We start from the raw sequence: 22,249 nt of genomic DNA on the forward strand, positions 1-22,249 counted from the left end.
CGTGTAGATAGCCCGAACCCGACCCCCGAAGCGGGGGTTTCGGCTACCGGGCAGGAAAACTATTTCCCCGTGTCAAAGGCATCACGAAAGGAGACTGAAAATGGTAAAAATTAGAAGTACTTGTAACAAAAACTATGTAGAAAAATTTGGCGTCGAAAGACCGGCCGATTGGGACTACCAATACATCAACTACCCCTGCTCTGACGAAGAACTGGTAGAACAATGTAAAGATGCCGACATCATCCACTGCGGTCCCGTCGACTTCTTCCGCAGAGAAGTCATCGAACAACTCGACAACTGCAAGCTGATCCAATCTCTGGGCGTAGGATTCGACAAGATCGACCTCGAAGCCGCCAAGGAAAAGGGCATCTACGTATGTAACAACCGCGGCGTAAACGCAAAACCCGTAGCAGAACTCGCCGTTGCCCATATGCTCACCAGCCTTCGCCGCATGCCCGAAGCCGATATGAAGATCAAACTCCACGGCGCCAAGGGATTTGCCGAAAGCTATAAAGAATTTACCGAAAAGGGACAAAACGAAATGGGTTCCCGCGTGGTCGGTCTCGTAGGCCTCGGCGCTATCGGACACGAAGCCGTAAAATTGCTGAAACCCTTCGGCTGCAAGATCCTCTACTACGACGTAGTGCGCCACGAAGAGTTCGAAAAAGAACACGACCTCACCTACGCCACCTACGAAGAAATCCTCGACCAATGCCATATCATCTCTTACCACGTACCGGTATTGGATTCCACCCGCGAAATGATCCGCAAGGAAACCATCGACAAGATGAAACAAGACGCCATCGTCGTCAACGTCGCCCGCGGCGAATTGGTCAACAACCAAGACCTCGCAGACGCGTTGAACGCCGGCAGAATCTTTGCCGCATTGGACGTAGTCGCTCCGGAACCCCCGGCAGAAGACCACCCCTTGTTCCAACTCAACGAAGTCGGCCAAGCCAGACTCTCTATCACCCCCCACATCGCAGGTACCACCGACGACTCCTTTATGCGCATGAGCCAATGGTCCTACGACAATATGCAGAGAATCGTCGACGGCGAAAAGCCCATTAATATCGTAAACGGTTTATAAAAGACCAGAGCCGAAATCGGCTACAGGAGTGCTTATGGAAATCAAAAGAAAAGACATACTGGTCTGCGGTTTTGCCCTATTTGCCATCTTCTTCGGCGCAGGAAACCTGATCTTTCCGCCCTATCTCGGCGTCCTCTCCGGGGACCGCTGGTTTACCGCGGCGGCGGGGTTTCTGACATCCGACCCGGTTATGCCCATTCTCGGGGTAATCGTAACGGCAAAATTGGGCGGCAGGGCCGTCGACCTCGGAAAGCGAGTGGGGTATACCTTCTCGATTATCGTAGCGGCGATCTCGATACTGATCATCGGACCGTTCTTCGCGGTACCCCGTACCGGCGCTACGACCCACGAAATCTTCGTCATCCCGAACTTCCCGGCGATTCCCCCGGTGGTGACCTCCGTCGTATTCTTCGGATTGTCCCTGTACCTGGTATTGAATCCCGGCAAAGTCATCGACTATATCGGACAGTTTTTGACCCCGGCGCTGTTGGTGATCCTCGCGGTCATCGTGGCCGTCGCTATCGCCAATCCTCCGGGCACCATGATTACCACCGATACCCCCAAGCTCTTTGCCATGAGCTTTAAGGAAGGCTACCAAACCATGGACGCCCTCGGCGCCTCGTTGATGAGCGGTATCGTACTTACGGACTTGATCCGACGGGGATACCACGACAAGGAAACCCAATTTAAGGCCAGCTGGCAAATCGGCGTCGTCGCCTTTATCTGCCTCGCCCTGGTATACGGTTCTTTGACCTATGCCGGCGCCACGGTGAGCAGTTTCTACACCCCCGACACCGAGCGTACCGTGATCCTGATCGGCATGGTAGAAAAACTCTTGGGCTCCGTCGGACGGACCCTCCTCGGTTTGGGCGTCGCCCTGGCCTGCCTCACCACCTCGGTGGGCTTGACCTCGACCTGCGGCAACTTCTTCGAAGACGTATCCAACGGCAAGCTCCCCTATAAGAAAGTCGTCGTCGTCGCGACGATCGTAGCGTTTATCATCTCCCTCGTCGGCGTCGACGGCATTATCAACATCGCGGTGCCCGTCCTTACGGCGGTATTCCCCGTGGTGATCTTCTTGATCCTCGCCTCGATCTTCGACGAAAAGATCAAACACAATCTCTTCTTTACCGGCGGCGTGATCGGCGCATTGGCCGTGAGCCTGGTAGAGGCGATCAACCTCTTCTCCGTCATGCAGGGCGGCAGCGCTTTGCAGGATCTGGCCGATAAAATCTATGCCCTTCCCTTGGGACAGATCGGTCTGGAATGGTTTGTGCCCGCATTGATCTGCGCCATCATCGGCGGACTGATCGGTAAGTACGCAAAAGTGGGCGGAACCCGCGAAGACGTCTATCGTCTCGAAGCGATCCGCGACGAACAAAGAGCCAAAGAAGCGGCTGCAATCGAAAAGTAAATTCAGTTTGGAGGAACTATGAGCAATAAAAAAATGACCCAGTTGGGCAAACAGAAGTCCGTAATCCGTGAACTCGCCGGATTCGGCGCCGAACGCGCAAAAGTCGTCGGCCCCGAAAACGTACTGAACTTCAGCATCGGCAACCCCAGCGTACCGGCGCCCAAGGAAGTACAAGAGGCGATCATCGACATCGTCACCAACGAAACGCCCCAGGCGGTACACAGCTATTCCGCCAGCAACGGTTTTGAATCTACGAGAAAAGCCATCGCCGACAACTTAAACGAACGCTACGGCACCGACTACACCGCCGACAATCTCTACATGACTTGCGGCGCGGCGGCATCTTTGAACATCTCGTTGGCGGCCTTAATCGAAGAACCCAGCGACGAAGTCATCGTACTCGCGCCTTTCTTCCCCGAATACACCGTATTTATCGAAAGCCAAGGCGGCAAAATGGTCCTGGTGGAAGCCCTCGAATCCATGGAACTCAATCTCGAAGGCATTGAAAAGGCGATCACCAAAAACACCCGTGCCGTCTTGATCAACACCCCGAACAACCCCGGCGGCGTGATCTACGGCAAAGAAGACCTCGAGGCGCTCGCAAAACTCCTCACCGAAAAGAGCAAAGAAATCGGACACGATATCTTTATCCTAAGCGACGAACCCTACCGCGAACTCGTCCTCGTCGACGATGCCGAAGTGGCATGGGTACCCAGCCTCTACAAAAACACCGTCGTATGCTACAGCTGGTCCAAATCCCTCTCCCTGCCGGGCGAACGGATCGGATACATCCTCGTTCCCTCCGACGTATCGGATAAGGATTTGATGGCAGCCGTCGCCGGTGCGGGCCGCTCCCTCGGATTCGTCTGTGCGCCGACCTTGATGCAAAAAGTCATCGAACGCTGCGTAGGCGTAGAGCCCGACGTGACCGTCTACAAAAAGAACCGCGACCTCTTGGCCGATGCCCTGACCGAAATGGGATACACTGTGGCCAAACCCGCCGGCGCGTTCTACCTCTTTATCAAATCTCCGGACGGAGACAGCGAAACCTTCTCCGAACGGGCAAAAGAATACGATATGTTGGTCGTTCCGGGCACCGGATTCGGCTCCAAGGCATTTATGCGTCTGAGCTACTGTGTGGATACCGAAACTTGTGAAAAATCCATCCCCATCTTTAAGGAAATGATGGAAAAATATTATAGCTAAGACCTTGAAAAATGCGGTTTCGGGCTTTGGAAACAAAGTCCGAAATCTCGCATTTTTTGCTTGTTACTAAAGGGACAATGCGGTATACTAGTAGACAAGGTAAACGTGAAGGTTTTCATTCCCTTCTCCGGAACCAAGGTATGCTTACGAGTATTCGTAATTAGCGATTGTAGAAATGTAAACGTGAAAATTTTCCCGTGTGGGAAAACGGTAGCGTACACTGCTCCGGTACATTTCCGACCGGTGCACTGCACGATTTTTTGTGCGAAAATACCGATCATTAGGAGGAAAACATGGAATTTACGAAAGAGCACCAACTGATTCGGGATCTGGCAGCGAAATTTGCCGATACGGAACTCACCGATGAAGTACTCGAACAAGCCGAAGAGACCGGCTGTCTCGATATGGACGTCGTCCGCAAGATGGGCGAAGCCGGATTTTTCGGCATTAAGACGCCGGTAGAATACGGCGGCGCAGGCGGCGACCACGTAGCATATGTAGCCGTTATGGAAGAAATCTGCAAGAGAAGCGGCGTGGCCGGGGTCTTTGTATCCAGCCCCAACTCCCTCTGCGGTACCCCGATCCAACTCAGCGGCACCGAAGAACAAAAGAAAAAGTACTTAACCGGCATCGCCACGGGCGAAATGACCTTCTGCTTCGGCCTCACCGAACCGGGTGCGGGCAGTGACGCGGGCGGCACCAAGACCACCGCCGTCCTCGACGGAGACGAATACATCATCAACGGCCGCAAGACCTTTATCACCGGCGCGCCTTTGTCCGATTACTGTATCGTATACGCCAAGACCGACATGACCCAAGTGGGATCCCGCGGCATCTCCGCCATCATCGTCGACTTGAAGAGCGAAGGCGTATCCTTCGGTAAGCCCGAAGACAAGATGGGCATTATCGGCTGCCCCACTTCCGATATCGTGTTCGAAAACGTGCGCGTACCCAAGGAAAACCTCCTGGGCAAAGAAGGCAAGGGCTTCTCGAACGCCATGGCCGCCCTCGATACCGGCCGTATCGGTATCGCCGCGCAATCCATCGGTATCGCCGGCGCCGCCCTTGAAGAAGCGATCTCCTTCGCCAAGGACAGAAAGCAATTCGGCCAACCCATCGCAAAATTCCAAGGCATTCAGTTTATGCTCGCCGATATGGCCACCAAACTCGAAGCCATGCGCCTGTTGGTATACGAAGCGGCAGCAAGAAAAGACAAGGGCGAAGACGTCACCAAATTGGCTTCTATGGCGAAATACTTCTGTGCCGAAGGCGCCAACGAAATCTGCGCCAAAGCGGTACAAATCCACGGCGGTTACGGCTACATTAAGGAATACAAAGTCGAACGCCTCTATCGCGACGCCCGCATCCTGACGATCTACGAAGGTACCAGCCAAATTCAACAAATCGTCATCGCCAGCCAAATTTTGAAATAAGATCAGTACAGGAGGAAGATCATGAATATAGTGGTATGTATCAAACAAGTACCCGATACGACCGAAGTTCGATTGGACCCGAAGACCAACACCTTGATCCGCGAAGGCGTCCCCAGCATCATCAACCCCGACGACCTCTCGGGTCTCGAAGTGGCGCTCAGAATCAAGGACCAAGATCCCGAAGGCGTAAAGGTCATCGCCCTTTCCATGGGGCCCCCGCAAGCGGAATACGCATTGCGTGAAGCCCTCGCCATGGGCGCAGACCAAGGCATCCTCGTGAGCGACAGAGCCTTCGGCGGCGCTGATACCTGGGCGACTTCCTGCACCATAACCGCGGCCATCGAACAAATCGACTACGACTTGGTCATCGCCGGTCGTCAAGCCATCGACGGCGATACCGCACAAGTCGGTCCCCAAATCGCAAGACACCTGGGCATCCCGGCCATTTCCTATGCGGAAGGGGTTGAGCTCGAAGGCGATAAGATCGTCGTAAAACGCCAATTCGAAGACCGTTACCACGTACTCGAAGCGGATATGCCGATTTTGATCACCACCCTGACCGAAGTGGCAAAGCCCCGCTATATGAGCATCAAGGGCATCTACGACGCCTACAAAGAAGAGATCACCGTATGGGGTCTGGAAGACATCAAAGACAAATTGGATATGTCCAATATCGGTCTGAAGGGATCCCCCACCCGTGTTAAGAAATCCTTCCCGAAACAAGGGAAATCCGCCGGTGAAATCGTAAAAGACGTATCTCCGGACGAAGCGGCACAGGCCATTCTCGCAAAACTCAAAGAAAAGTACATTATCTAAGGGGAGGACGAAATGAGTAAAGATATATTCGTATTTATCGAACAACGTGATAACCACTTAGAAAAAGTCGGCATCGAACTGCTCGGCAAGGCCCGCGAACTCGCCGACGATCTGGGACAAAAAGTAGTCGGCATGCTGATCGGCGGAAGCGTAAAATCCGAAGCGGAAATTCTCTTCCGCCACGGCGCCGACAAGGTCATCGTCGTAGAAGATCCCCGCCTCAAGGAATTCTTGAGCGAAGACTATGCGGATGTGGTCTACGGCATCATCGAAAAATATGAACCCGAAATCGTGCTCTTCGGCGCGACTTCCATCGGACGCGACTTGGCGCCGAACCTCGCCGCCCGCGTACACACCGGCTTGACCGCAGACTGCACCAAGCTGGAAATCGACCCCGAAACCAAGCTGCTGATGATGACCCGTCCTGCATTCGGCGGAAACCTTATGGCGACCATCGTCTGCGAAAACTTCCGTCCCCAAATGGCGACCGTACGCCCCGGCGTAATGTCCAGCATCGACGTCGAAGGCGTAGAAGGCGAAATCATCGAAGACAAATTCGAATTCTCCAACCCCGAACCTAAGGTTCGCCTGCGCGAAGTGCTCAAGGTCGAAAACAAGAAGAAAGACATCACCGAAGCCAATGTATTGGTATCGGGCGGCCGCGGACTCGGCGGCCCCGAAGGATTCGATCGCCTCGAAGGCCTGGCAAAAGAGCTGGATGCGGAAATCTCCTCCTCCAGAGCGGCCGTCGATGCGGGCTGGATCGAAAAATCCCAACAAGTCGGACAAACCGGTAAGACCGTACGTCCCGAACTCTACCTCGCATTGGGCATCTCCGGCGCCATCCAACACGTCGCCGGTATGGAAGATTCCGATCTGATCATCGCCGTCAACAAGGACGAAGGCGCACCGATCTTCGACATCGCCGATTTGGGCGTCGTGGGCGATATGAACGCCATCATCCCCAAATTGGAAGAGCTGATCAAGAAGGAAAGAGAACTCAACGAACAACTGTAAGAGAAAAAAGCCGGAGTGATCCGGCTTTTTTAATGCGAAACTATAACATGAAAAAATCCCCGGACGGGCATAGCCGCTTCCGGGGATTTTTCTATTGAGAAAGAAGGAAATTTCGGGAACGTAATTTATTTCATTGCGTCCTTGATAACTTCTGCAAGGCGCTTGATGCCTTCTTCGATCTTTTCTTCGCTCATGCAGCTGTAGTTCAAGCGGAAGCAGGATTCGCGGGGATTTTCCGCAAAGAATGCGCCGCCGGGAACAAATGCGACCTTCTTTTCGATGGCCTTCATGCCGAGTTCGCGTGCGTTCATGTATTCGGGGAGTTCTACCCACAGGAAGAGGCCGCCTTCGGGGTTGGTGAAGGTAACGCCTTCGGGGAAGTACTTCTTCATGGCGTCGACCATGACGTTCTTGCGTTTGCCGTAGAGGTCGATGATCTTCTTAATGTGTTCTTCGAGATCGTTGTCGTCGAGGAATTGTGCCAGGATCATTTGGGTGGTGGTAGAGGTTTGCAGGTCGGCACCTTGTTTTACCATGTTGAATTTTTCAAGGATTTCGGGCGCTGCGTTGAACCAACCTACGCGGATACCGGGGCTGAAGATCTTGGAGAAGGTACCCATAAAGATAACGCGTCCTTCGGTGTCGAGGCTGCGGAGGGAAGGTTGAATTTCGCCTTCAAAGCGCAGTTCGCCGTAGGGGTTGTCTTCGAGGATCATGACGTCGTATTTGTTCGCCAGATCGATCAGGCCTTTTCTTCTTTCCATGGTCCAGGTCTTGCCGGAGGGGTTTTGGAAGTCGGAAATGGCGTAGATGAACTTCACATTGTCGTGGCTTTTCAGCTTGTTTTCCAGGTCTTCGAGGTCCATGCCGTATTCGTCGAGTTCGACTTCGAGGAACTTGGGTTCGTACGCCTTAAACGCGTTCAAAGCACCTAGATATGTAGGGCTTTCAACTACGATGTAATCGCCCGGATCGATAAATACTCTGGGGACGAAGTCGAGACCTTGTTGGGAACCGGAGAGGATTTGAATGTCCGCTGCGGTACAGTCCACGCCGACTTTCTTCATGCGGGTTACGATGTGCTCTCTGAGACCCAAGACGCCGTCGGTGGGGCCGTATTGCAGAGCAGCCGCGCCGTTGTTCTTCATAACCTTGTTGGATGCTTCGATCCATGCGTCGATGGGGAACATTTCTGCCGCGGGGAGACCGCCTGCAAAGGAAATAATGCTGGGATCGGCCGTCAATGCCAAAAGCTCGCGGATTTCAGAAGCTTTCAGATTGTTCATTCGTTTTGCAAAATTAGGCATTAAAAACTCCTTTCGTGAATCAATCGTAGGGAAACGTTTCTACAAGTCTATTGTATACGCAGCGAAGGGTAAAGTCAATCGCGGGGAGGGCCAAACTCCGTCCATAGGCAGTCGCTTTTGAAGGAAAAAGCAGGAAAGTGGAAAAAGGGCGCAAACTTTCTCAAAAATCGCCGAAATCGGTAAATTATAGGAAAAGATCGTAGAAAACCGGCGTAAAAAAAGTATATTCGATTCTACCATCTGGACAGAAAGGGCGCCTCTTCGTATAATGAAAGGGAAGGAAAAGCGGCAGCGGGCATCCGATGCGGCGTCGAGGAAGACGGCGCTCGGGAATATATATGAAAAGGATGTCATTCGCGATCGGACACAAGAAAGGAATCGTATGAAGACGAAAGATTGGGAGGCGGAGCGCTACGATCCCCGCGAGGAGCGATCCAACGCGCTCTCCCATTGGCTGGGGGCGCTCCTCGGGGCGATCGGGTTGAGTGTGTTGTTGTTTTGCGCCATACGAAATCGGTCGGTGGCGCAGATTGTGAGCTTTTCGATCTACGGCGGCTCCTTTATTCTGATGTATATCGCCTCGGCGAGCTACCATTCCGTACAGGCGCCGCGGATCCGAAAGATCTTGCGGGTGGCGGATCACAGTGCGATTTTTCTGTTTATCGCGGGCACCTATATGCCCATCGCCATTTTGAGTTTGCGCGGCGGGCTCCGCGTGGGCATCAGCTGTGCGGTGTGGGGGATCGCGGTATTCGGCGTAGTCTTTAAGATCCTTACCGCCAAGCGCCTCAGCAGCACTAAAAATGTGTCGCTGTTTTTGTACCTCGCCCTGGGCTGGCTGGCACTGTTGATCGTACGGCCGATTGTGGAGACGGTGGGGATTCAGTTTCTCCTCTTTCTCCTCGCGGGGGGCCTGTTGTATTCCGCCGGGACGGTATTTTATGCCAAGCGTACCCTGCGGTTTCACCACGCCATATGGCATCTGTTTGTGCTGGCGGCATCGGTGGTGCATTATATCGGCATATTGGACGCCTACGCCCTGCCGTAGGCAAATAAAAAACGTCGAATGCGATTACGCACTCGACGTTTTTTGTTATTCGCTCTCTTGCAGCAGATACAAGGCGGCGGCCACTTCGCCGGCGATGCCGTCAAAGAGCGCCGATTCCTGGGGCGCAAAGCGGGAGGAATGGGTGGGGTAGACCGGCCCTTCCTTCGGCGCGACGCCGATATTGAAGAAGGTGCCGCGGGCGGCTTCGGCAAAGTAGGCGAAGTCCTCGGCGCCCATGCTCGCCGAGGGGAGGGCGCGGACGCGCTCTTCTCCGAAGGCGTCGGCCAGCGCGCGGCGCACCTTTTCGGTGGTATCGGGATCGTTAAAGAGGGGGATATAGCCCTCCAAGATCTCGACCTTCGCCTCGCAGTCGAAGGCGCGGGCGGTTGTCTCTGCGATCTCCGCGAGCTTTTTTTGCAGATAACCGCGGTTGATCGCCGTATGGGCGCGGAGCGTCCCCGTAAGGGTAAAGGTGTCGGGGATGATATTGGGCTTGGTGCCGCCGTGGGCGCTTCCCACGGTTACGACTGCCGGATCCAAAGGCGACAGCTTGCGCGAGACGATGGTCTGGAGCGCACAGATTACATGGGCGCCCGCCACGATGGGGTCCTTGCACTCCTGGGGATGGGCGGCGTGGCCGCCCTTTCCGCGGATCTCGATGACGAAGTCGTCTACGCTCGCGTTCATAAAGCCCGGCAGTACGCCGTAGACGCCCAGGGGCAGTTGATGGGATACGTGGAGGCCGATGACGTAGTCCACGCCGTCCATGGCGCCCTTTTTCACCATGGGCTCGGCGCCGCCGTTTTTCTCCTCGTCGGGCTGAAACAAAAGGCGCAGGGTGCCGGGAAAATTGCGGTGGTGCATAAAGTAGCGAGCGGTTCCCAAGAGCACCGCCATATGCACGTCGTGGCCGCAGGCGTGCATCACCCCTTCGTTTTTGGAGCGGTAAGACAGCCCGGTCTCCTCGAGAATGGGAAGGGCATCGGTATCGGCGCGGATCGCCACCAACCGGCCGGGGCCGCCTTCGCCCACGATGTCGATAGAGAGGGCGTGTTGGCCGTAGTCCTTGACTTCCGGCCCCAGCGCCTCGAGTTCCGATTTTAAGAAGCGGGCGGTCTCCGCCTCCTCGCCGCTCAGTTCCGGATGGGCGTGCAGATGCCGATAGACGGCGCGTATTTCTTCCGCTATGGTCTCGATCGTTTGAATATGCATAGTACTCCCGTCTAAACGGAGAGATCTCCGTATATATCGCTGCGGCGTTCTTTCCACAGGTCGAAAAACGCCTTTTCGGCTTCCACTTCGCCGAGATCCAATTCGGCGACGAATACCCCCGGCGCTTGATCCGCCATTACCAGGGCGCGCCCGTCGGGGGCGAAGACACAGCTTCCGCCGCCGCCCATGGCGGGGTAGTCGCCGAGCTTGGTGCAGTTGGTCGCCACGACGAAGCATTGGTTTTCTACCGCCCGGGCGCGGGCAAAGAGGTGCATATGCTCGATGCGGCTGAGATGCCACGCCATGGGGACAAAGAGGATCTTCGATTCGCCCCGTATGGCGAGGCGTACCCATTCGGGAAAGCGCAGGTCGTAGCAGAGCACCATGCCGCAGGCGACGCCCGTCAAGGGAAAGCGGCAGCTACGATCGCCGGCGCGAAAGACCTCGTGTTCCCCGCCTGGGCTGAACAGATGCGCCTTGTCGTAGGTGCTCACGATGCGGCCCGTCTTGTCGAAGACATAGGCGCGGTTGACGCGCGCGCCATCTACGATTTCGGTGAGGCTTCCGCCCACCAGCGCCACGCGGTGCTTGCGGGCAAAGGCGGCCATTTCTACTTTTAGGCGATCGGCCGCGTAGTCGTCCTCGCGCACCAGCACCTCGGGATAAAAGCCCGTGTTCCACATCTCGGGCAGGACGATCACATCGGGTTTCGATTCCATCGCCTGCGCCAACAGCGAAAGCACCGATGCGCGGTTTTCCTCGACCCGCATGGGCCCTATGGGCGCCTGGATTAGTGCGACTTTCAAGCGCGTGCCTCGACAAGGTGTTCCAAGATCTGGATGGCGTTTAGGGCGGCGCCCTTTCGGGTGTTGTCCGCCACCACCCATAGGTTTAAGCTGTTTTCGGCCGAGGGGTCCTTGCGAATGCGGCCCACAAACACTTCGTCTTTGCCTTCGGCATAGATCTGCATGGGGTAGACGAGAGAGGCGGGGTCGTCTTGGAGCACGACGCCTTCGGCTTCCGAGAGGGCGGCGCGAATGTCTTCGAGCGCAAAGGGTTTTTGAAGGGTCACATTGACCGAGATCGCGTGGGCGCTTTTTACCGGCACGCGCACCGCGGTGGCGGTGATCTTCATATCGGGGCGGTGGAAGATCTTTCGGGTTTCGTCGATCATCTTCATCTCTTCTTTGGTGTAGCCGTCCTCGAGGAAGTCGTCGATATGGGGGATGCAGTTATAGGCGATGGGGTAGGGATACATCTCCGGTTCTTCGCCGGCGACGCCCCGCTTTAGATCCGAAAGGCCCTTTACGCCGCTTCCGCTGACGGCCTGAAAGGTGGTAAAGACCACTCGATCGATGCCGTACTTCTCCTCTAAGGGTGCAAGCGCCACCACCGACTGAATGGTGGAGCAGTTGGGGTTCGAGATGATCCCCGCCCCGCCTTTGGCATCCGCCATATTGATCTCCGGCACCACCAGGGGCACCTCCGGATCCATGCGGAAGCGGGAGCTGTTGTCGATCACCGTGGAGCCCGCCGCCTTGGCCGCCGGGCAAAAGCGCGCGGCCAGATCGCCGTCCAAGGCGCTCAGCACATAGTCGAAGGCGCCTTCTTTCAGAGCGTCTTCGGTGAGTTCCCTTACGGTCAGGGTCTTTCCCCGAAAGGCAACGGTCTTACCCGCGCTGTTTTCCGAGGCGAACAGGGTCAAATCCCAATCATCGCTCCGTTCCTCTAAGATATTTCTCATATTCTGTCCGACCAGGCCCGTAGCCCCTAAAATTGCAATACGCTTCGACATACAGATACCTTCTTTCTGAAATATAGTGTTGTTTTTCTTGACTATAGCAAAAACAGTCTAGTATAGTCAATTCAGAATAACGGAGTACTGAAATAAAGGGGGAAGTATGAAAATCGCAATTATCGGATTCGGCACCGTCGGAAGAGGTGCCTACGACATCTTAAAAGACCGCAAAGAAATTCTCGCACAATACACTGAGCCCATAGAGGTATCGTATATCGTCGTCACGGAAAGAAGTAAGGCGCGTCTCGCCGAGCAGTTTGGCGATACGGTCGTCACCGGCGCCGACTACGACCGCGTACTGGACGAGGTGGATCTCATCGCCGAAGCGACGGGAGATACGGAGAGCGCCTTCGATTACATGAAACGGGCGCTGGAAAAAAAGATCGCCGTCGTCACCGCTAATAAGGCGGCGGTCAGCGCCCACTACCGGGAACTCGTCGAGCTCGCCGAAAAAAACGACACGCCCTTTCTCTGTGAAGCCGCCGTGGGCGGCGGGATTCCCGTCCTTACGCCCCTGCGGGGTCTCGCCCTTCAAAATGAGATTCGCGGCGTACGCGGCATCCTAAACGGCACCTGCAACTATCTACTAAACGCCATGTACGACGACGGCGCTGATTACGCGGAAGTCCTCGCCCAATGCCAGGAGATGGGCTATGCCGAGCAGGATCCCACCGACGATGTCGAGGGATTCGACACGCGCAGAAAGCTGCACATTTTGATCGAGATGGCCATGGGCGCCATAGACGGCGACGCGATCCCCACCCGCGGCATCGCAGAGATCGACGGGGACATCGTCGGCTATTTGAAGGCGCGGAACAAAAAGATCAAACTCGTCGCCTCTGCGACAAAGACCGCCCGCGGCATAGAAGCGGTGGTGGAACCGTTGATCGTCGATGCCGACAGCGCCTTGGGCGTACTGCCCCTCGCCATCAACCAGGTACAGGTCAAGGGCCACTGGGTGGGCGATGTCGCCTTTACCGGCCCCGGTGCGGGAAAAGAGCCCACCGGCAATGCCGTCGTCGCCGACATCGTAACCGCCGCGACGAAGAGCGATCTGCCCCTGCTCCGCCGCGAAAGCCTGCCCCTCGCCGGCGTGCGGGGCCGCTACTTCGTCGCATATCCCTTAGAAGGAGACATCGTCGATCGCATCGACGACGGCTATGCGATTACCAAAGAGATCAAACGCGAGCGCCTCTCAGAGCTGCTGCCCGATACGGTCTTCTTCGCCCGCATCGAAGGAGACGAGTGGAACCGTTAATCGTCGCCCGACACAAAAACAGCCCCGCCGAGAAAGGCGGGGCTGTTGCGTGCTTAAAACACGAGGCGGCGTTCGGTGGTGGGATCGAAGAGGTGGATGCCTTCGGTGGGGATCGAAAGCGCCACCCGATCCCCCACCCGATAGGGGGATTGGGCGGGGGCCTTCACGATGATTTCCGCATCGGCACCGCCCGCGCGGGTGAGGGTGATCAATTTTTCGCTCCCGAGATTTTCGACGAGCGTTACCCGATGCCCGTCGCCCGGCGAAAGGCGCGCGTCTTCGCTCCGGATGCCCGCGATAACGGGGCCGTCGGGGAGGGGAATAGCATGTAGGGTGCCGAAGAGATCGAGTGCGCCGTCTGTAATGTGGGTCTCGAAGAGATTCATTTCGGGGGAACCGATAAAGCGGGCGGTAAAGAGATTGTCGGGGCGACGATAGAGCGCATTGGGCGCGCCCTTTTGCAGAATCTTGCCTTCGTGCATCAAGACGATCGTCGTCGCCATCGTCATCGCCTCGATCTGGTCGTGGGTCACATACACCGTGGTGACGCCGAGTTTTCTGTGGAGCTTCACAATCTCCGCCCGGGTCTTGGTGCGTAGCTTTGCGTCCAGATTCGAGAGCGGCTCGTCCATCAAAAACGCCTTGGGATTGCGGACTATCGCCCGGGCGAGCGCCACTCGCTGCATCTGCCCGCCGGAAAGCTGTGCGGGCTTTCGGCCCAAGAGATCGGATATGGCGAGCGTATCGGCCACCGCCGCCACCCGGGCCTCGATCTCCGCTTTCGGCGTTCTCTTGAGCTGCATGGAGATGCCGATGTTTTCGGCGACCGTCATATGGGGGTAGAGGGCGTAGTTCTGAAACACCATGGCGATGTCCCGGTCCTTGGGGTGCCTGTCGGTAATGTCCTCGCCGTCGATATACAGGCGGCCCACTTGCACCGACTCGAGCCCCGCGATAATGCGAAGCAGCGTACTCTTTCCGCAGCCGGAGGGCCCCAAAAGTACCAAAAACTCGCCGTCCGCCACGGCGAGGTCGAAGTCCTCGATCACATTTTGTTGTCCGTCGTACGATTTCGTCACGCCTTCCAAGCGAATTCCCTGCATGGTACATCCCCCTATGTATACGATAAAATATTTCCATTTGTATCGTAACACGGGGGATAGGGGAAGACAACGGAATAGAAAACACCTATGCGCACAGAACGGCATAGGGTTTAACGATTGAAGAATAGAAGGAATTTGCATACACTATATGTGTAGAAAAAATCATATACATAAGGAGGATATCATGAAGAAAGTGATGAGACTCGCATCCATGTTGCTCGCGGCCGTATTTTTATTGGCAGGCTGCGGCGGCGATGCGACGGCGCCGGCGGAAAACGCGCCTGCAGAAGAGGGCAGTGCCACAGACGGCACAGAAATTACGCTGATGATCCCCGACTGGGGTGCCCCCACCGAAGAGATGCTCGCCGAATTTAAGGCGAGACCGGCATAAGTGTCAAGGTGCTTCCCACTGCGTGGGACGACACCAAGTCCAAGGTTTCCATCGCCTCTGCCGGAAAAAACGCCCCGGCGGACGTAATCGAAGTGGACTGGTCCTGGGCGGGCGAATTCGTAAGCGCCGGCTGGCTCGAACCCCTGGAAGTGGACGACGAGACCAAGGAGGACATTCCCTCGGTTTCCTATTTCGATTTCGACGGCAAGACCTACGCGGTGCCCTATGCCAACGGCCTGCGCCTCGCTTATATGAACAAGAAGATGATGGAAGAGGCGAAGATCGAAAAGGCGCCGGAAAACTGGACCGAACTCGAAGACGCATTCAAACAGCTCAAGGAAAGCGGCGCGGTGGAATACCCCTATCTCTTCCCCCTGGCGGCGGAAGAAAAGACCACCACGTCTTTTATGTCCGTGGCCTATACGCGTAACGGCGTCATCTTTAACGACGACGACACCCTAAATCGCGAGAGCGTCCTCGACGCGTTGACTTTGATCGACGACTGCGTCAAGAAGGGCTATATCAATCCCGATAGCGTATCGATCGCCGGCATCGACACCTTTAAGGGCATCAACAATGCCGAAGGCGCCTTCCTATTCGGGCCCACATCTTTTATCACCAGTTCCAACAATCCCGAGGTTTCCAAGGTGGTCGACCAAATCACCACCATCCCCATGCCTTCCAAAGAAGGCCCTGCCGAGAACACCATCTCCTTTACCGAGGCCGTAGGCGTCAGCGCCTTCTCGGAAAACAAGGAAGCGGCAAAGAAATTCGTCGAATGGTTCTCCCGTCCGGAAACCCAACTGGCGCTCAACAAGGCGATCGACAACACCCCCACCCGCACCTCCGTCATCGAAAAGATGGTCGAAGAGGGCATTATCAAGGAACCGGGTTCCATCGTCGAGCAGTCCAAGATCGTCAACACCCCCTTCCCCAACGGCGTGCCCAAGTACTACACCAAGATGAGCACCGAGATGTTCAACCTGATCAACCAAATGGGTCAGGGCAAGATCACCCCGGAAGAAGCCGCCGACAAAATGGTGGAAGCGGTCGACAAATTGATCGAAGAAAACAAATAGAAGAGAGTCGGGTTCGCCCGGCTTTTTTCGTATGAGGTATCCTATGAAACAATCCGCCAAGCGCGCCGCCCTCTTTCTCGTGCCCTGCACGCTGTTGATGGTATTTTCCGTCTTCTTTCCCGTGCTGATCACCTTCGGCTACAGCCTAAAGCATATGAATCTCACGGAGCCGCTGAACGAGGAATTCGTCGGCGCGGTCAACTACACCCAAGTCCTTACCGGCGCGGAATTCCGATCCGCCCTATTAAATTCCCTGGCGGTGCTCGCCATGGTGATCGTCATCGGCATGGCGGTGAGTCTCGCCATCGCCCTGGTGCTCCACCAAAAGACCCGCATCACCCCGCTTTTGATGGCCGTCGTCATCGTGCCCTGGGCGCTTCCGCCCATCGTAAACGGCATTATGTGGAAGTTTATCTTCTTTCCCGGCCCGGGCCTTGTCAACAAGCTCTTGGAGGCTGCGGGGCTGATCCAATCGCCCGTCAACTGGATCGTCGACCGCCGGCTCTTTCTCTTGGTGGTCTCCGTGGTCGTCGCCTGGCGCATCGTTCCCTTTTCCGCCGTCGTCATCCTCTCGAATCTCGAGAACATTCCCCGCACCTATTACGAGGCCATGGTGCTGGAGGGGAGCACGCCCTTTCAGACCTTTCGCTATATCATCCTGCCGCTGATTCTGCCGTCTTTGGGGATCGTGTTGATCAATCTCACCACCACGGCGATCAATGTCTTCGACGAGGTCATCGCCCTCTCGGGCTACCAGTTCGAGAACCAGACGCTCCTCGTCTACAACTACGCCACCACCTTCCAGTTTTTGGACTTCGGCTTGGGGAGCGCGATCTCGTATGTCATTATGGCGATTTCCGCCGTATTCGGCTATTTCTACGTGCGCAATATGACCGTCGAAAAGGTATATAAGGGGTAAACTATGAAACGAAAGCATGTACTCTATATCCTCTGTGTGGCGCTGATCGTCCTCTTCAGCCTGGGGCCGATTGTGTGGTGCTTTATCATCAGCATCAGCCCCGAGCAGGAGATGCTCACCGCCGGGGGCGGGGTTCTCCCCTCGCGCGTGCTCTTCACCCACTACGCGGACATCTTCGACGCCTCTAGCAAGGCGCACCAGGCGGTCTTCGGGGGCCTCGCAAACAGCATCAAGATTTCGCTGCTGACCATCGCCCTGGGCGTGCCGATCTCGTACTTGACCGCCTACGGGCTAGCGCGCTTCGACTTTCCCCACAAAACGCTCTATGTCCGCCTGTTGCTGCTCACGGTGGTGATCCCGGTGTTTACCACCATCATCCCCGTCTACAATGTGTTCCGCGAATTGGACCTCTTGGACAATATCTTTTGGAACTGCGTCATCTATATCTCCTCGTTTTTGCCGCTCAACACCTGGATTATGATGAACTACATCAAAGAGCTGCCCGAAGAACTGTGGCAGGCGGCGGCAATCGACGGCTTCAGCGAGCGCGAGATCTTTACGCGCATCGCCCTGCCGCTTTCAAAGCCCATCCTCCTCACCACCACCCTGATTCTCTTTCTGATGGCGTGGAAGCAGTATATGATCCCCATGATCCTGCTCTCGTCCTACGAAAATAAGCCGCTGACGATGATCCTTTCGGAATTTATGACCCGATACGCCATCGACTACGGCACCATCGCCGCGGTGGGCGTAGTGTCGGTCTTGCCGCCGGCGATCGCGGCGATCCTCTTTCGAAACTTCCTGGTCTCGGGCCTCGCCGCCGGGGCGGTCAAGCGATAGAGACACAAAAACGGAGCCTCCCGAGAACGAGAAGCTCCGTTTTTTGTGGGAAAAATTATTTTTCCTGAATGCGGATCGCGTTGTGTTCGCGAATGTCCTTGCCCTTCACCTGATTCAAGGCGCCGATGGTATTGGTGCGCTTGATGGTGATGCTTTCCCGCAGGCGCATCAGAAAATCGTCGAGCGCCTTGGAAGAAGTGGACTTAATGCGGATTAAAAATTGATACTCTCCCATCAGCTTCCAGCAGTCGGTCACTTCGGGGGAGGATTTTACGTATTCGATAAATTCGTCGAGGGTGTTGTCTTCCTCGGATATGTCGATCAGGCAGAAGGAGTGGATATACGAATCGTCCTCTTCTCCGCCCAATAGGATGGTATAGCCCGCGATGACGCCGGCGTCTTCTAAGCGGTGGATCCGGTTTCGGGTGGCAGAAACGGACAGACTGACCTTTTTGGCGATATCGCTCAAGGACGTCCGACTGTTTTCGTTCAGCAGGGTAAGAATATAGGTGTCTATGGAATCACCGGTAAATCGATTTATGTGCAAAAAAATGCACCTCCCTTAATGCAAAATAAAACTACTTAACCGTATTATACCAAAAAACCGACTTGTTTTCACGGTGGGGTTAATAAAATTTGCAACAAATTTTCCATCTGCCTCGCGACTTCTCACGCGGCGGCCGGCGGCGGGAAAACGGGGAGAATTTCAGGATATCGATGTGGGTTTCAAAAAATCACAAGGCGACGGGAGAACTTCTTTCCTATTAAGCGAAAAGGCCAAAAAAATTTTATCCGAAAAATCAGAGAAAGTACAAGGAAAACTATACCGCCGCCGGCAGAATCGGAAATTGCATATATTATATGATTTACAGCGAAAATTGAGTAATTTCCTTCTTATATACTGCAAGATTTCGGATTCTTTCCGATAGTTTTGCTTTAGCAGATCGAGAGTACTATAATGTTGATGAATTGCGGAAAACGGATTTCCGTTCCCGCCGTTGTATGGAAAGGGGCTATGTTTTTTGGAACAGTTAATTCGAAATGTCATAGACTTGGACGAAAAGACAAAGAAGATGGTGGAATCGAAGGAATCCGCCATCCGCAACGAAAAATCGCAGATGCAGAAAATATTTTCAGAGATGGAGGTAGAACAGCGGGAGCGCTCGAAGCAGGTGGCCCGCGAACAATACGACGAGATCTACGGCGAGGCCCGCGCGGTCGTCGACGAAATCGCCGAAAACAATCGCAAGATGTTAGATCGTGTCGACGAAATTTACAATCGACATAAAGAGGAGTTGGTGGAAGAAGCCTTCAATCTCCTGGACATTTAGCGGGTGGTAATGTGAATTATGCTGCAGTGAATACGAAAGCGGTGGCAGTCTACGCCCGCTATTTGAAAGCAGAAATTCCCCTGAAACTCCTGGAAGCGGGAAACTTAAAGGACGCCGTAAAAATCCTCGAAGAGAGCTGGGGGCTTTCCCTCGGCGATTCTCCCGATCTGTTACAGATCAATGTGGAGATGGAAAAAAAGGTGTACGAGGCGCTCTCGAACTTCGTCTATTATCTTCAGGGCGAGAGCCGAAAGTTTTACGAGGCGCTCCTTTTGCGCTACGAACTCCGGGATTTGAAGCGGATCTTTCGGGCGGTCTACCACCACGAAAATATCGATATGGTGAGAAACAGTATGCTCGCCTTCGACGCCTCTCTCTTGCCCGCCGACGAGGAGATTTCGGGGGAGCACCTGTTCGAGATCCTCTCTCACACCCAATACGGGCGCATGCTCTCGGTCTATAAAGACGTGCCGGGCGACCGGATCCTCTTTTACATCGAAATGGAGCTCGACCGGGCGTATTACGAAAACCTCCTCAAAGAGGCGGAAAAGCTAAAGGGCGCGGACAAAAAGGTCGCCCTCGCGCTATTGAATCGCCACGTCGACCTGTTGAACATCCTCTACATCTATCGGGGTAAGAAGACCTACGACATACTGAGTACCGAGATGGCGAACTTCGTCATCCGCGGCGGCAATATCCCCCGGCACAAGTTGCAGGACTGGGTCTATGCCGACGACGTGGCCGCTTTGGTGGAGGCCGTGGGGCATTCTTCCTTTTCTTTTTTGTTCAAAAAGGGCAGAGAAGATCATATGACCGATATTTATTCGTCCCGGGACTTATCCGAGGTCTACCGGGAGCATTTCTTACACGCGGGGCAGACCATCGCCAAGGTACTGGCGATCTCGGTGCTGTTGGAATTCGCCGTTCGCGACGTATCTACGGTGCTCGAAGGCCTGCGCCTGGGATTCGGAAAGCAAGTAATACGGAATCTGTTGACGATTCCCGTAAAGGAAGGTGAAGTATGGCAGTAGAAAAAATGGTCATGCTCAGCGTCGTCGGTCGCCTGGACGATATGGAAGACATCCTCTTCGATATCCTCGAGTCCGAGTCGCTGGACATGGTCGATGCCATGACCCAGTTGTCTGAAAACAGCAATATCTACCGATTGGAAGACAATGTGGAGATGGTCGTCGACCTGAACAATCTGGCGCCTTTTCCCCAAGACCCGGGCATTCGCTCCCGGGCGAACGAGGCGCAGAAGCTGGTGGAGTACTTCGGCATCGATTCGATCCCCGTCCACCGCATCGATCCCTCGTCGGATCAGACGCAGCGGTTTGAGGCGCTGATCGAGCGGGTAGAGCCCTTGCGCAAGGAATACGAAGACATCAACCGCAAGCTCGAAGAAGCCGAAAACTTTAAGCGCAATGTCGAGCTCTTCAAGAACGTCGACGTGGACCTAAACAAGATCCGCGATTTGGAATACTTTTCCGCCCGCTTCGGCCGGCTCGAAAAGTCGTCTCGGATCCGGCTTAAGGAAAGCTACGAAAACCTCTTGGCGCTCGTATTCCACACCGGTTCCTTCGAAGACGAAGAGGTCTATATGATCCTCTATCCCAACGAAGTCGCCGACGAGATCGACCGGGTCTTAAAGTCCCTCCACTGGATCGACATTCCAATTTTGGAACACGCCGAGGGCACCGCAAAGGACACCCTGGCGCATTTGGAAGAGAACGAAAAGCGCCTCCACCGCCGTATGGCGGTCATGGAAGACGAGCGGGAAAAGATCTACACCGAAGACCGGGAGAAGGTCAAAGACATCCTCGCCCACGCCCTCTTTATGGGACGGGTGGAAGAGGCGAAGCAGAAGATGGCCCGCTCCAACAAGTACTTCCTCGTCACCGGCTGGACCGACGAGGACGGGGTAGAGGAGATCCGAAAGCGGACCGAAAAATACCCCGAACTCACCGTCACCGTACAGGGGGAGGAGGCGGCGGAAAAGGGCATTACGCCGCCGACGAAGCTATCGAACCCCTCGTTCTTTAAGCCCTTTGAGCTCTTGGTTCGCATGTACGGCATTCCCCACTACAACGAGATCGACCCGACCATCTTCGTCGGCATTACCTATATGCTCCTCTTCGGCGCCATGTTCGGCGACGTGGGGCAGGGGCTGATCTTCGTCCTGATGGGCTGGCTGGTCGCCAAAAAGTGGCAACCCGATATGGGGGGCCTGCTTATGCGCATGGGGGCGGCGTCGACGGTATTCGGCTTTTTGTACGGATCAGTCTTCGGCAACGAAGAACTGATCCCCGCCCTGTGGATGCGGCCCTTCGAGAACATTTCGCAGGTGCTCGTCATCGCCATCGGCTTCGGGATCGTGCTCTTATTGCTCGCCTACGGCATGAACTTCTTAAACGCCATCAAGAACAAAGACGTCGCCGGGGGGCTTTTCGGCGAACACGGCCTATTCGGCTTTTTGGTCTTTATTATGCTGCTTCTGATGATCCTCGATGTGGCGGGTGTGGTGACGATCCTCCCCATGTGGGTCGCCGCGGCGATTTTGATCGCCTCCATGCTTTTGATGATCTTCAAAAAGCCCATTATCGCCAAACTCACCGACACCGAGCTGCATTATGAAGGCGGCAAGTCCGGCTACTTTATCGAAAGCTCGTTTTCGATGATCGAGCTGTTGATCTCGACGCTTTCGGGCATCGTGTCCTTTATCCGGGTAGGCGCCTTTGCCATCAACCACGTGGGGCTCTTTATGGCCTTTCACGTAATGGCCGAAATGGCCACGCATAGCGTCGGGAATATACTGATCCTGGTGCTCGGCAATGTCCTCATCATCGGCTTGGAGGGCCTGATCGTGTTTATTCAGGGCCTTCGTTTGGAATATTACGAACTCTTCAGCAGATATTACAGCGGCAACGGTCGCGAATTCCGTTCCGACAAGCTCCGCCTCACGAAAGGCAAACAAAAATAGGAGGATT

At 55.1% G+C, this 22,249-nt stretch carries 21 protein-coding genes; 15 read left to right on the top strand and 6 right to left on the bottom strand.

Annotation, left to right across the window (positions count from 1 at the left end; all coding sequences use genetic code 11):
- The first annotated feature begins 100 nt into the window (after positions 1-100).
- The 6 genes from QO008_RS04780 (at position 101) to QO008_RS04805 (ending at position 6,976) form a co-directional block, all read left to right on the top strand.
- Entirely contained in the window at positions 101-1,090 is a 990-nt protein-coding gene (locus QO008_RS04780; RefSeq protein ID WP_307384812.1) for a 2-hydroxyacid dehydrogenase, read from the top strand.
- Positions 1,091-1,124: 34 nt separating this feature from the next.
- Positions 1,125-2,504, top strand: coding sequence for a branched-chain amino acid transport system II carrier protein (gene brnQ, locus QO008_RS04785; RefSeq protein ID WP_307384814.1), 1,380 nt, complete (start codon positions 1,125-1,127; stop codon positions 2,502-2,504).
- An 18-nt stretch (positions 2,505-2,522) separates the two neighbouring features.
- On the top strand, positions 2,523-3,710 hold the full coding sequence (locus QO008_RS04790; protein ID WP_307384816.1) for a pyridoxal phosphate-dependent aminotransferase: 1,188 nt from the start codon (positions 2,523-2,525) through the stop codon (positions 3,708-3,710).
- 293 nt (positions 3,711-4,003) lie between these two features.
- Complete coding sequence (locus QO008_RS04795) at positions 4,004-5,143, top strand: acyl-CoA dehydrogenase family protein (RefSeq protein ID WP_126464567.1); 1,140 nt, start codon at positions 4,004-4,006, stop codon at positions 5,141-5,143.
- 21 nt (positions 5,144-5,164) lie between these two features.
- A complete protein-coding gene (locus QO008_RS04800) occupies positions 5,165-5,959 on the top strand; it encodes an electron transfer flavoprotein subunit beta/FixA family protein (RefSeq protein WP_126464568.1) in 795 nt (264 codons plus the stop codon).
- 12 nt (positions 5,960-5,971) lie between these two features.
- Entirely contained in the window at positions 5,972-6,976 is a 1,005-nt protein-coding gene (locus QO008_RS04805; protein WP_126464569.1) for an electron transfer flavoprotein subunit alpha/FixB family protein, read from the top strand.
- 125 nt (positions 6,977-7,101) lie between these two features.
- On the opposite strand, the gene QO008_RS04810 is transcribed toward QO008_RS04805, so the two are convergent.
- The gene (locus QO008_RS04810) at positions 7,102-8,283 is read right to left on the bottom strand and encodes an aminotransferase-like domain-containing protein (RefSeq protein WP_126464570.1); all 1,182 of its coding nucleotides are present in this window, start codon (positions 8,281-8,283) and stop codon (positions 7,102-7,104) included.
- Positions 8,284-8,665: 382 nt separating this feature from the next.
- Here QO008_RS04810 and trhA point away from each other — a divergent pair, with 382 nt between their 5' ends.
- Positions 8,666-9,331, top strand: a complete 666-nt coding sequence (gene trhA / locus QO008_RS04815) for a PAQR family membrane homeostasis protein TrhA (protein WP_307384819.1) — start codon at positions 8,666-8,668, stop codon at positions 9,329-9,331.
- A 45-nt stretch (positions 9,332-9,376) separates the two neighbouring features.
- Here trhA and QO008_RS04820 read toward each other — a convergent pair whose 3' ends face one another.
- The 3 genes from QO008_RS04820 to QO008_RS04830 are packed head-to-tail and all read right to left on the bottom strand — an operon-like array spanning position 9,377 to position 12,338.
- Positions 9,377-10,543, bottom strand: coding sequence for a M20 metallopeptidase family protein (locus QO008_RS04820; protein ID WP_307384821.1), 1,167 nt, complete (start codon positions 10,541-10,543; stop codon positions 9,377-9,379).
- 11 nt (positions 10,544-10,554) lie between these two features.
- Entirely contained in the window at positions 10,555-11,349 is a 795-nt protein-coding gene (locus tag QO008_RS04825; protein WP_307384823.1) for a nitrilase-related carbon-nitrogen hydrolase, read from the bottom strand.
- Complete coding sequence (locus QO008_RS04830) at positions 11,346-12,338, bottom strand: aspartate-semialdehyde dehydrogenase (RefSeq protein ID WP_126464574.1); 993 nt, start codon at positions 12,336-12,338, stop codon at positions 11,346-11,348. Before QO008_RS04830 ends, QO008_RS04825 begins: the two co-directional genes overlap by 4 nt.
- A 106-nt stretch (positions 12,339-12,444) precedes the next feature.
- Here QO008_RS04830 and QO008_RS04835 point away from each other — a divergent pair, with 106 nt between their 5' ends.
- Positions 12,445-13,599: a homoserine dehydrogenase gene (locus QO008_RS04835; protein ID WP_307384825.1), complete on the top strand. Its 1,155-nt coding sequence runs from the start codon at positions 12,445-12,447 to the stop codon at positions 13,597-13,599.
- A gap of 53 nt (positions 13,600-13,652) precedes the next feature.
- On the opposite strand, the gene QO008_RS04840 is transcribed toward QO008_RS04835, so the two are convergent.
- Entirely contained in the window at positions 13,653-14,702 is a 1,050-nt protein-coding gene (locus QO008_RS04840) for an ABC transporter ATP-binding protein (RefSeq protein WP_307384827.1), read from the bottom strand.
- 184 nt (positions 14,703-14,886) lie between these two features.
- Here QO008_RS04840 and QO008_RS04845 point away from each other — a divergent pair, with 184 nt between their 5' ends.
- Genes QO008_RS04845 through QO008_RS04860 form a run of 4 tightly spaced genes read left to right on the top strand, consistent with a single transcriptional unit; the run spans position 14,887 to position 17,931 of the window.
- Entirely contained in the window at positions 14,887-15,093 is a 207-nt protein-coding gene (locus QO008_RS04845) for a hypothetical protein (RefSeq protein ID WP_307384829.1), read from the top strand.
- 8 nt (positions 15,094-15,101) lie between these two features.
- Positions 15,102-16,172: an extracellular solute-binding protein gene (locus QO008_RS04850; protein ID WP_307384830.1), complete on the top strand. Its 1,071-nt coding sequence runs from the start codon at positions 15,102-15,104 to the stop codon at positions 16,170-16,172.
- A gap of 43 nt (positions 16,173-16,215) precedes the next feature.
- Entirely contained in the window at positions 16,216-17,091 is an 876-nt protein-coding gene (locus QO008_RS04855) for a carbohydrate ABC transporter permease (protein ID WP_307384832.1), read from the top strand.
- A 3-nt stretch (positions 17,092-17,094) separates the two neighbouring features.
- On the top strand, positions 17,095-17,931 hold the full coding sequence (locus QO008_RS04860) for a carbohydrate ABC transporter permease (RefSeq protein ID WP_307384834.1): 837 nt from the start codon (positions 17,095-17,097) through the stop codon (positions 17,929-17,931).
- 55 nt (positions 17,932-17,986) lie between these two features.
- Here the strand turns inward: QO008_RS04860 and QO008_RS04865 are convergent, their stop codons facing one another.
- Positions 17,987-18,478 carry an Lrp/AsnC family transcriptional regulator gene (locus QO008_RS04865; RefSeq protein ID WP_307384836.1) on the bottom strand — a complete coding sequence of 164 codons (492 nt, stop codon included), beginning with the start codon at positions 18,476-18,478 and terminating at the stop codon, positions 17,987-17,989.
- 475 nt (positions 18,479-18,953) lie between these two features.
- On the opposite strand from QO008_RS04865, the gene QO008_RS04870 reads away from it, so the two are divergent.
- From QO008_RS04870 to QO008_RS04880, 3 genes are read left to right on the top strand one after another with little or no spacing between them, the layout of a single operon-like run.
- Positions 18,954-19,262, top strand: a complete 309-nt coding sequence (locus tag QO008_RS04870) for a hypothetical protein (protein ID WP_126464581.1) — start codon at positions 18,954-18,956, stop codon at positions 19,260-19,262.
- A gap of 11 nt (positions 19,263-19,273) precedes the next feature.
- Positions 19,274-20,293, top strand: coding sequence for a V-type ATPase subunit (locus tag QO008_RS04875; RefSeq protein WP_126464582.1), 1,020 nt, complete (start codon positions 19,274-19,276; stop codon positions 20,291-20,293).
- Complete coding sequence (locus QO008_RS04880; RefSeq protein ID WP_126464583.1) at positions 20,284-22,242, top strand: V-type ATP synthase subunit I; 1,959 nt, start codon at positions 20,284-20,286, stop codon at positions 22,240-22,242. The genes QO008_RS04875 and QO008_RS04880 overlap by 10 nt, the downstream gene beginning before the upstream one ends.
- Positions 22,243-22,249: the final 7 nt, after the last annotated feature.

This window comes from Aedoeadaptatus ivorii, from assembly GCF_030815095.1.
Classification (GTDB): Bacteria; Bacillota; Clostridia; order Tissierellales; family Peptoniphilaceae; genus Aedoeadaptatus; species Aedoeadaptatus ivorii.